General features: G+C 61.0%; 10 protein-coding genes. 1 reads left to right on the top strand and 9 read right to left on the bottom strand.

Going from position 1 to position 10,616, the window contains the following annotated elements:
• Positions 1 to 121: 121 nt before the first annotated feature.
• The 9 genes from malZ to OKC27_RS13140 form a co-directional block, all read right to left on the bottom strand.
• Positions 122 to 1,951: a maltodextrin glucosidase gene (malZ, locus tag OKC27_RS13180; RefSeq protein WP_111808761.1), complete on the bottom strand. Its 1,830-nt coding sequence runs from the start codon at positions 1,949 to 1,951 to the stop codon at positions 122 to 124.
• Between the two features lie 5 nt (positions 1,952 to 1,956).
• On the bottom strand, positions 1,957 to 2,805 hold the full coding sequence (locus OKC27_RS13175) for an HDOD domain-containing protein (RefSeq protein WP_058052455.1): 849 nt from the start codon (positions 2,803 to 2,805) through the stop codon (positions 1,957 to 1,959).
• 82 nt (positions 2,806 to 2,887) lie between these two features.
• The gene (locus tag OKC27_RS13170) at positions 2,888 to 3,304 is read right to left on the bottom strand and encodes an META domain-containing protein (protein WP_042656540.1); all 417 of its coding nucleotides are present in this window, start codon (positions 3,302 to 3,304) and stop codon (positions 2,888 to 2,890) included.
• Positions 3,305 to 3,580: 276 nt separating this feature from the next.
• On the bottom strand, positions 3,581 to 4,942 hold the full coding sequence (gene yegD / locus OKC27_RS13165; protein WP_182938486.1) for a molecular chaperone: 1,362 nt from the start codon (positions 4,940 to 4,942) through the stop codon (positions 3,581 to 3,583).
• A 198-nt stretch (positions 4,943 to 5,140) separates the two neighbouring features.
• Entirely contained in the window at positions 5,141 to 6,130 is a 990-nt protein-coding gene (locus OKC27_RS13160) for a 2-hydroxyacid dehydrogenase (protein WP_182938485.1), read from the bottom strand.
• A 74-nt stretch (positions 6,131 to 6,204) separates the two neighbouring features.
• Positions 6,205 to 6,699 carry a CreA family protein gene (locus OKC27_RS13155; RefSeq protein WP_182938484.1) on the bottom strand — a complete coding sequence of 165 codons (495 nt, stop codon included), beginning with the start codon at positions 6,697 to 6,699 and terminating at the stop codon, positions 6,205 to 6,207.
• A 21-nt stretch (positions 6,700 to 6,720) separates the two neighbouring features.
• A complete protein-coding gene (locus OKC27_RS13150; protein ID WP_182938483.1) occupies positions 6,721 to 7,167 on the bottom strand; it encodes an Mpo1 family 2-hydroxy fatty acid dioxygenase in 447 nt (148 codons plus the stop codon).
• 62 nt (positions 7,168 to 7,229) lie between these two features.
• Positions 7,230 to 8,087: a hypothetical protein gene (locus tag OKC27_RS13145; RefSeq protein ID WP_042059523.1), complete on the bottom strand. Its 858-nt coding sequence runs from the start codon at positions 8,085 to 8,087 to the stop codon at positions 7,230 to 7,232.
• 148 nt (positions 8,088 to 8,235) lie between these two features.
• A complete protein-coding gene (locus OKC27_RS13140; protein WP_042059525.1) occupies positions 8,236 to 8,622 on the bottom strand; it encodes a TraR/DksA family transcriptional regulator in 387 nt (128 codons plus the stop codon).
• Between the two features lie 490 nt (positions 8,623 to 9,112).
• Here OKC27_RS13140 and OKC27_RS13135 point away from each other — a divergent pair, with 490 nt between their 5' ends.
• On the top strand, positions 9,113 to 10,444 hold the full coding sequence (locus OKC27_RS13135) for a glutamine synthetase family protein (protein WP_042656534.1): 1,332 nt from the start codon (positions 9,113 to 9,115) through the stop codon (positions 10,442 to 10,444).
• Positions 10,445 to 10,616: the final 172 nt, after the last annotated feature.

The following is a 10,616-nucleotide window of genomic DNA, read 5'->3' as shown; positions in this document are numbered from 1 at the left end:
CCGAAACCAATCAACAGGTTTCGGATTTTTACACATCAGGAGGATCGGTCAATGGATCCTTAACTGATCGGCATTAGAGCCTTGGGCTCCGGTTTTGTTTTTCAGCGCGTCAGTCGCCCACTTAGCTGGAGATCAGCACCCTCGCCGAGTTGGCGGGGATGGTGAGTTGTACCTCGCCCTGTACCACTTCGAACTTCTCGCCGTTGAAGGCGTCGGTGAAGCGGCTGGCGGGGCTGGCGGTCTGCCACAGGGGCAGGCTGATGGTGCGCGGCTCGCTCGGGTGACGGTTGCAGGCCACCACCACCTGATCGCTTTGCAGGGTACGGGCGAACACATAACTGTGCGGCCCGGCATAGAGGGTCTGGATATCGCCACGGCGCAGAGAGGGACGCTGGCGGCGGATCTGGATCAGCCGACGATAGTGGTCGTGCAGCACGTGATCCCAGTCTGTGGTATCCCACGGGAAGCAGCGGCGGCAGTCCGGGTCGTTGCCGCCGGAGAGCCCTACTTCATCGCCGTAGTAGATGGACGGCACACCGATATAGGTGAGCAGCAGGGTGGCGGCCAGCTGCATCCGCTGCTTGTCCTCGCCCAGCAGGTGGAGGAAGCGGGCGGTGTCGTGACTGTCCAGCAGGTTGAACTGGGCCAGCTGGTTCTTGAACGGGATATGGGCCCGCGCCAGCTTGAGCCAGCGGTCCAGCTCTTCGGCGCTGATCTTGATGGGGTGGTAGGCGATATCCTGCCCCGCCAGGAAGGCGCGGATCGGATGGGCGAAGCCGTAGTAATTCATGGCGCCATCCTCCTGATCCCCTTGCAGCCACTGACTTGCCTCGAAGAAGTGTTCACCCAGCACGTAGGCGTCCGGGTTCTCCTGCTTCACCGCCCCGCGAATGGCACGCACATGGCTGCGGTTGCCCTCGGCGGTGCCGCGCTCCCCCAGCATGTGGATGACGTCAAAGCGCCAGCCGTCTATCTGATAGGGGGCGCGCATCCAGTAACGCAGGATGGCGTCGTCGGCCCGATAGACCGCGTCCTGCACCTTCTCGCAGGAGAAGTCGAGCTTGGGCAGGCTGCGAATGCCCTTCCAGCTGACATAATCCCCTTCGTTATCAAAGGTGTAGAAACTGCGCCACGGGGAGTCCGGGTTGCTGTTGGCCCCCAGCGGTGGGCAGAACCAGGGGTGCTGGGTCGAGGTGTGGTTGACCACCGCATCGAGAATGATCTTCATGCCGCGCTGGTGCAGGTTGCGGGTCAGCTCGGCGAACTGTTCGTTGCTGCCGAGGTGGGCATCCACCTTGAAGTAGTCCTGGGTGTCGTACTTGTGGTTGCTCGGCGAATCGAAGATGGGATTGAGGTAGAGCGCCGTTACCCCGAGAGATTGCAGGTAGTGCAGCTTGGCATCGATCCCCGCCAGATCTCCGCCGTAAAACTCGCAGGCGCCGTGGCCCTCTTCGTGGCGGCTGACCGGCTCGCCCCACGCCTTGCTGATCACCGCCTTGCCGCGGTACTCGTACTCGTGATGCTTGACGCTGAGGGACGGATCGCCGTTGCAGAAGCGGTCAGGGAAGATCTGGTAGAACACCTGATCCTGCACCCAGGCCGGTGGCTGGTGCAGGCTGTTGAAGCGAAAATGTTGCTCCCGTGGCGGCATGGCGGGGCTGACACCGGCCCCGTGCAGCCACCACTGCGCCTCGTCGGTGAGGCACTTGAAGCAGTAGAGGTGGATATCCTGCCCCTTGCCAAGCGGCAGGGTAGCCTGCCACACCTGCAGCCGGTCGCGGGTCGAGACCGCCGTCATCGGGATCAGGTATTCCTCGTTATCCGGCTCGTGGCGCAACCACACCTCGCGGATCGGGGCGTCCAGTTCGGTGAACAGGGTCAGTTGCAGTGCGTCGGCGCTCTCTTTGAACCAGGGCGCCACCTGGGGATGAAACAGAAACGGATGGGTCATGATGCTTATTGAGTCAGAAGATCGGCGAGGGCGTTACCCTGTTCGTGGAGCGTTTCGAGCTGGCCTGCCAGCGACTTGGGATCCAGTCCCAACTGGTCGGCGAGCGGTTTGGGGAAGCGGGCGATGATGGCCTGGGCAGGCACTCCCGCATTCCAGGCGAAGGAGATAAACACGGCGAGGCGGATCAGCACCGCCTCCTTGCTGACCGGATCGTGGGAGAGCGGGTCAAGCTGCTGGGAGATGGCATCGACGAAGGCCTCGGAGAGGTTCCAGCGCCGCGCCAGCTCGGCACCGAGCTGGGCATAGTCGTAGCCCAGCATCTCCCGCTGAGCCTCGACCCGGCTGCTGCCGTTCTGGATCGCCAGATTGATGAGTTCCGCCTCTTCCGGCAGGGTGCTCTGGATGAGCAGTTCACCGATGTTGTGGATCAGGGCGCAGGTAAAAGCGGTCTCGGGATCCAGTGCCTTGGTCTCCTGCGCCAGGGTTTTGGCAATGGTGGCGACCTGGAAGGTCTCGGTCCAGAACTTGTTCTTGTCGAAGCTGGGCGGGGCCTTGAAGCTGCCGATGATGCCGGAGGCGACCACCACGGAGCGCAGCCGGTTGAAGCCGAGCCGGATCACCGCCTGTTCGATGGAGGTCACTTCGTTGCCCCGGCGCAGGGCGGCCGAGTTGGCCATCCGCAGCACCTTGACGCTGATCACCTGATCCATGGCGATCTTGGCCGCAATCTCGTCGATGCGGGCATTCTCGTCGTTGAAGCTCTGCATCAACTCGTGCAGCAGCTTGGGAATAGTGGGGAGTTGTTTGATCTTGTCAAACAGGCGATCCATCGACATGGCTGAGGCAGCCTCCATTGCGAACTCTGCCTCATATTGTGCCACAGCCGGACAACATGTTCCTGTTTGTGATGCGGCTTTGTGATGGGGATTGCGGGCGCTAGAGCACCCAGTCGCGCAAGGTGTATTCCAAACGGTGCTGTTTGCCCTGCAGGATCAGGGTCTGGCTGGTGCCGCTCAGGGTCGCCCCCTCGGTAAGCGTGGTCAGCACGGCCTGTTCGATGGTGTCCAGCGGCGGCATGCAGGCCATCTCGGTGCTGCCCAGACTGGTGACCCACAACTTGTCATCTTCCAGATGGCCCTGACCGAAGTAGCGGTTGCAACCGGCGATGCCGTTGACGGTGAAGTGCTCGCCGATCTCGAAATCGGGGGGATTGTCGCGCAAGGCGGCGACCGGTTCGCCATCCAGTTTGCTCAGTACCCAGTGGTGATGTTGCAGATCTTGCTGAACAAAGGCGGTTGAGCTGCAGCCAGCGAGCAGTAACAGGGGGATCAGCAGAAAGGGCAATCTGGGCATGAGGGGGCTCCGGTTGGGGGAGCCTCAAGAATACCCCTTTTGAGCATACGGGAGCAGGGCGCGAGAGGGGGCGACCGACCGCTTCTGTCGCCCCTTGTCCCGCACCACTGTCGCTTAATGGCAACACCTTGGTGATGTTGCCATCAGTTTGCGTTATCTCAGGGCGCAGTTGGCGAATAGACGCTCGGCATAACGGGCCAGATCTGCGGCAATTGAACCGACGTCGTCACCCCCCTCGCTCGGGGAGTGAAGGGGCGGCTTGCTCTATCTCAGGACTTAGTTGGCGAACAACCGTTCGGCATAACGGGCGAGACCGGCGGCTACCGAGCCGAAGTCATCACCCCCCTCGAGCGGGATGGACGGGAGCTTCTGGCGGATAAAGCGGGCGATCAGCGGTGAGCGGGCGCTACCACCGGTGACGAAGATGCGATCAGGCTGCACACCGGCGGCGGCAATCGCTTCGTCCATCAGCTCGCCAATCTTCTCCAGCAGCAGGGCCGAAGCGTTGGCCAGCTGTTCGCGGGTCAGCTCCGCTTCCAGCCCTTTTTCCAGCTCGGCCAGCGACTGGCGATTGAGCTCCTGCTCCGAGAGGGCGATCTTGCCCTGCTCGGCGCGCCACACCAGCTGGTGGCTCAGCTTGTGGGCCCGCAGGCTGGCCAGACGCCCCAGCTTGCTGCCGGGCTGGCTGTCGAGCTGCAGATCCTGTAACTGGCGGGCGGTATCGAGGCTGTAGAAGCGGCTCTGGGCACTGACGTCGTTGATGGCGGCCGCATCCCAGAACAGCGGGTGAGGCAGTGGCTTGCCGGTCTTGAGGGTTTCGTGCATGCCGAGCAGCGGCATCATCCCCTCCACCGTCAGGCGGATATCAAAGTCGTTGCCGCCGATCCGCTGGCCGCTATGGCCGAGCAGGTCGCCGCTGCGATCCAGCTGATCGCGGTAGCTGGGGCCCATCCGCAGCATGGAGCAGTCGGTGGTACCGCCACCGATATCCACCACCAGCACCACGGCGTCTTCGGTGAGGCGCGCCTCGAATTCAAACCCGGCGGCCACCGGCTCGTAGAGGAACTCCACCTGCTCGAAACCGGCTAGACGGGCCGCCTCGGTCAGGATGGCAATTGCTTGCTGGTTACTCTCTTCCCCCGCCAGCCCCTGGAAGTTGACCGGACGGCCGATCACCGCCTGGCGGATCGGGGCGCCGAGTTGCTGTTCCGCCTGCTGACGGACGTGGAGCATCATGGCGCAGACGATGTCTTCAAACAGGGCGATCTGGGGGGCCTTGAGGCCATAGGCACCGAGGAAGGATTTCGGTGATTTGATGTAGTAGCCGTCGTCCGGCTCTTCCAGATAGCGCTCCAGCGCGGCACCGCCGAAGCTCAGTTCGTCGATCAGTCCCTCTTCGCGCATCTGGCGGCGAACCATCTGGGCACGGGTGACCACGGGGCCACGCAGCTTGAGGTACTCCGCCTGCTGGGCCGGTGCCAGCCCTTCGGCCAACAGGCCGGCGATGGCATCCCGGTGGGGCGCGTGCAGGGTGGAGGGGAGATAGCGGGATGCGCCGAGATTGAGCAGCCTGGGGCTACCTTGTTCCATCACGGCCACGGCACAGTTGGAGGTACCGTAATCAAATCCGATAAACATGGGCGCCAGACTCCAGAGTAAAAAAGGAGGGCTGGCCTACCCGAAGGTGCCGGGTCTCACCACCCGACGCACGGTCGGAGGGACAGTGAGCAAATCCGATCAACATGGGCGCCAGACTCCTGAATAAAAAAGGGGGGCTAGCCTACCCGAAGGCGCCGGGTCTCACAACCCGGCGCGTGACGAAGAGAGGGCGAGCCCTTATTCCACTTCGTTGTCGGAGCGGCCCTGGTTCCCGATGGCGCGGATATTGCCAAGGGTGGTATCGGCGATGGCGTGCAGCGCCTCGCGGGTCAGGAACGCCTGATGGCCGGTAAACAGCACGTTGTGGCAGGCGGACAGGCGGCGGAACACGTCATCGGTGATCACCTCGTTGGACTTGTCTGAGAAGAAGAGATCCTCTTCCTCTTCGTAGACATCCAGCCCCAGCGCGCCGATGCGAGAGGTCTTGAGCGCCTCGATGGCGGCGTTGGAGTCGAGCAGGCCGCCACGGCTGGTGTTGATGATCATCACCCCGTCCTTCATCTTGGCGAACGCCTCCTTGTTCAGCAGGTGGTAGTTCTCTTTGAACAGCGGGCAGTGCAGGCTGATGATGTCGGATTGGCGGAACAGGGTGTCGAGATCCACGTACTCGGCCCCCAGCTCGATGGCTGCCGGGTTTTGATACGGGTCGTTGACCAGCAGGCGTACCCCGAAGCCCTTGAGGATGCGCAGGGCGGCCAGACCGATCTTGCCGGTGCCGATCACACCGACTGTCTTGCCATACATGTTGAAGCCGACCAGCCCTTCCAGCGAGAAGTTGGCATCGCGGGTGCGCTGATAAGCCTTATGGATGCGGCGGTTGAGGCACATCATCATGCCGACGGCGTGCTCGGCGGTCGCCTCGGGGGAGTAGGCAGGCACCCGCACTACTTTCAGCCCCAGCTCTTTGGCGGCGGCCAGATCCACGTTGTTGTAACCGGCGCAGCGCAGCGCGATCACCCGGGTGCCGTTGGCAGCCAGTTCGGTCAATACCTCGCGATCGGCGTCGTCATTGACGAACAGACACACCACCGGGAAGCCGTGAGCCAGTCGGGCCGTTTTGGCCTCCAGCCGCACATCGAAAAACTCCAGGTCGAAACCGTACTGGCTGTTGGCCTGGTTAAAATGCTCTTTGTCATAGCTCTTGGTACTGAATACGGCGACTTTCATGGTGTGTGCTCCGTAGTATGTGTGTCGTCAAATTACAACAAAATAGGCCGGCCATCACCGGACAAACCGGCTGGTTATTGTCCCCACGGCATGATGGGAACGGCGCTGACTGCACTATTGTACGAACCATCCACCAGTTTGGTGCTGTAGGTCAGGTAAACCAGCGCATTGCGTTTCTTGTCGTAAAAACGCACCACTTTCTGTTCCTTGAACACCAGCGAGGTGCTGACGTCGAACACCTCTTCTCCCGCCTTCAATTTCTCGGGCAGGGTGATGGGGCCGATCTGGTGGCAGGACAGGGAGGCGTGGGAGGGATCTTCCGCCAGCCCCAGCCCGCCTTTGACGCCACCGGTCTTGGGGCGTGCCAGATAGCAGGCGACGCCGTCAATGCGCGGGTCGTCGAACGCCTCGACCAGGATCTTGTGGTTCGGGCCAAACAGCTTGAAGGCGGTGCTCACCTCGCCGACCGGGTCGGCCTTGTCGGCCAGTGCCGGGCCAGCAAACAGGGCCCCCAGTAGCAGGGGCAGGGCGCGGAAAAGGGCGTTATGTCGAGTGTGGTTATGTGTCATGGTCTCTCCTGTTGGCCCTCCTCAGTAGGGAAGGCGCAAGCGACGATAGAGGCTGGCAAGCACCCAGGCGGGGCCTATCAGCAGAAATTGCAGGTCGGCGAGGAAGGAGGGGCGCTTGCCCTCGATCCTGTGGCCGACAAACTGGGCTATCCAGAGCAGCACGAACGTCGCCACTGCGGGCCACAGCAGCGGCCCCTGCCACTGGTGGCAGAGCCACAGTCCCAGCGCGGTCAGCCCGGCCATCCCTGCGAACAGCGAAAATGACAGCTGCAGATAGAACAGCAGTACCGGAATGGCCGCCACCGCCGCCCAGTTGAGGGGCTCTGGCAAGGGGCCGTGTGGCAGACACCAGAGCAGCGCCAGCGAGCAGAGATAGATGCCCGGCACCGCCAGCTTGTGGATGGCGACGTTGACCGGATGGCGATGGCTCTGGCCGTACTCCGCAAACCACTCCTGGATTCCCTTCATGGCACCTCCCTGGCGCACTGTGCTCACGCTGCCCGACCCTCATGGTCAGGCGCTCGGGATGCTTATCCCTGCGGTGGATAATCCCAATATTGGGCCGGAATGGATTTTAGCAACGGGGTCATGTCCGGATTGGGCAGGGCGATGGTGACCCGTTGATCGAGGTTGGCGCTTGCCAGCGCTTCGCGGATCTTGGGGTTGTCATGGAAGAATTTCATGAAGCTGCCGTCGGCATAGGCCCGCTCCAGCCCGGTCTGAATCGCCTTGGCCAGCTTGGGGTATTCGGGGCTGACGAAGAAGAACTGGGCGAAGGGGTAGCGGATCAGCAGATGCTGCTCGATGGCGAGGTTGGGATACTGCGCCACCAGCTCGCTGCGCTCGGCGAAGATTTCCACCAGGGCACGGGGGAAGAAGTCGATCTTGTCGCCGTCGTTGATGAGGCGAAACAGGCTGCTGTATCGGCCGGAGAAGGTCGGGATCCCTGCATTTTCCAGGATCTTGTTGTCGGCCCACCCTACCCCTTGCGCCGCCTTCAGCTGTTTAAGATCAGCCAGGGTATTGATCTGGTTGAACTTCTCCTGAGCATCCGCGTGGATGAAGGACAGCCGCAATCCTTCCAGCCCGCGAAACAGCGGAATGGGGACGGCAATCAGGGAGGATTCGAGTGCGCTGGAGGTGCCCATCCAGAAGACGTTGATGGTCTTGCCCTTGCTCAGCTGCTGCTGGAGGGTGAACTGGTTGAGGTCGAGTTCGACAGGCTGGATGCGAAAGGGTTGCCCGGAGCGGGTCAGGGCCAGTTCCAGCAGCTTGTACTGGTACTCCTGGTCAAGATTGTTGACGGGACGGCTGGGGACCTTGACCGTCAGAACCTGTGCTTGTGCCAGCAGCGGCAGGCACAAACACAGCTTGATGAGCCATTTCACTCTCTGTTCTCCTGTAGATTCCGGAACGTGTCCGGAGTCTAACAGAACTTGTCACCATCTTGTTGCGAGGCGGTGTGCAAGGTTTGAGCGTTGGGCCCTGCCTTGCTGGCCGCCTGTTGCACCAGAATGGTGACGGTTCTTCGAAGAATCAGGCGACGCGACGGAACACGTGGGTATCGTTAAATTCCTTGGTGCTCTGGCATTCGACGCAGAAACGGGATTCCGGACGGGCATGCAGCCGCTTTATGGAGATCTCGTCACCGCAAGATTCGCAGTAACCAAAATCCCCTTCGCTGATGCGCTTCAATGCGCCCCGCAGCTTGCGAAGGTGCAGCTTGTCGTGCTCGATGCGGTTCAGCTCCAGACGGCGGGCTTCCTCGATACTGGCACGGTCAATTTCATCAGCCATCTCGTTGGTGTCGGTGGCGATGGCCTGGCTGGCCTGGGAGTTCAGGCGCTCTTCGAGCTCGACGATCTGTCGCTCGATCTGCCCCTTGTAAAAGGCCAGTTGGTCTTCAGTCATGAAATCACACATACGATTAACTACCAGTCAGTTTACTAACCCAATTATCCCTGTTTATGGGGGCTGTCTGCCTACAGACCAAGCCCTTGTATCCCGATTTGCACCTGTTTCATGCAAGAGAGTGCAAATCAGGGCGGGCCTTGTACCAAAAAAATGCAGCCAAGCAAAGCAAATAGGGTAAGGATTGTGCGCCTTTGCAAAAAAATGACCCGTTCCGACGGGGGATCGGTCGTGTTCCGGCACCCGCGTCCCCCTCTGTTGGCATCGGCTTTGCAATGCTCTGCAAGGGCGGGATCGGCGGGTTGAGTCCGGATTTGAGTGTTTAGTATTTGGTGCCGACCTGGTCATTATATGCGCCGTTATTTATAGTTTTTTAAACACACCCGCTTGACATTGCCCTTGATGGCGGGCTTTTATGGTGATGTTGATTACAATTTTATAACAAGGGTGTTCCATATATTAGACACCCTTGCCAATGGCAACCGTAAAGTCGGGGTTTAACATGGACAGTATCAAAGGCTGGATGGAGAGCAATCGCATCACGGAAGTGGAGTGTCTGTTCCCGGATTTCACCGGCAACGCCCGGGGCAAGATCATCCCAGCCAACAAGTTTTTGCGCGAAGGGGGCATGCGTCTGCCCGAGGTGATTTTCACCCAGACGGTGACCGGTGAATATCCGGATGACGACAGCATGATCGACCCGCTGGAGCGGGACATGCAGCTCTATCCCGACCCCAACACCATCCGTTTCGTCCCCTGGGCGCTGGAGCCCACCGCGCAGGTTATCCACGACTGTTTTGACATCAACGGCAAGCTGATCGACATCGCGCCGCGCTCCGTGCTGCGTCGGGTTCTGTCATTTTACGAGAAGCAGGGCTGGAAGCCGGTGGTCGCCCCCGAGCTGGAATTCTATCTGGTCAAACGCAACGAAGACCCCGACTATCCGCTGGTGCCGCCGGTGGGTCGTAACGGCCGTCCGGAGACTGCCCGCCAGTCGTTCAGTATCGATGCGGTCAACGAATTCGACCCCATCTTCGAAGACATGTATGACTACTGCGAGGCGCAGGAGCTGGAGGTCGACACCCTGATCCACGAATCGGGTGCCGCCCAGATGGAGATCAACTTCCTGCACGGGGATGCCATCGATCTGGCGGATCAGGTGTTTCTGTTCAAGCGCACCATGCGTGAGGCAGCCCACAAGCACGGTATCTACGCCACCTTTATGGCCAAACCGATGAGCGACGAGCCGGGTTCGGCCATGCATATCCACCAGAGTCTGGAAGATGTGAACGGCCACAACCTGTTCGGTACCGCGAGCGGCGGCAACAGCGAACAGTTCATGCACTTCATCGCCGGTCTGCAGAAATACACCCCGGCGGTGACGGCCCTGCTGGCCCCCAACGTCAACTCCTACCGCCGCCTCACCTTTGGCGAGAGCGCGCCGCGCAACGTCCAGTGGGGTGTAGAGAACCGCACCTGCGGTCTGCGGGTGCCCTTCTCCGACCCGAGTGCGCGCCGGGTGGAGAACCGTTTCGCCGGTGCCGATGCCAACCCCTATCTGGCGCTGGCCGCCACCCTGGCCTGTGGCTATCTCGGCATGATGGAGAAGCTGGAGCCCATGCAGGAGATGAAGTCGAGCGCCTATGACCTGCCCTACAGCTTGCCCCGCTCGCTGGAGGAGGCACTCAGCCATCTCGAACAGTGCGAGCCTATCAAGGAGATGCTGGGCGAGCGCTTCACCCGCGCCTTCGTGGCGGTCAAACGCAAAGAGTACGAGACCTACTTCGGGGTGATCAGTCGCTGGGAGCGGGAGTTCCTGCTGCTGAACGTCTGACCCTCTGTAACGGGGAGGCCAGAGTCGGCCTCTCCGGTCCCTGTATCGAAGACACCGGAAACGAGTCAGGTGGCGGTAGTCACCTGTGAGTGGTTGTGGCTGCGAGCATGCAAGCCCGCCTGACTACCCACCTGACTGTTTGACGACTGAATCTTGCCAAATCGAAGGAACC

Source organism: Aeromonas sp. QDB62 (genome assembly GCF_027705695.1).
In the GTDB taxonomy this organism is placed as follows: Bacteria; Pseudomonadota; Gammaproteobacteria; order Enterobacterales; family Aeromonadaceae; genus Aeromonas; species Aeromonas allosaccharophila.
This window is presented reverse-complemented; position numbering and strand designations above follow the sequence as displayed.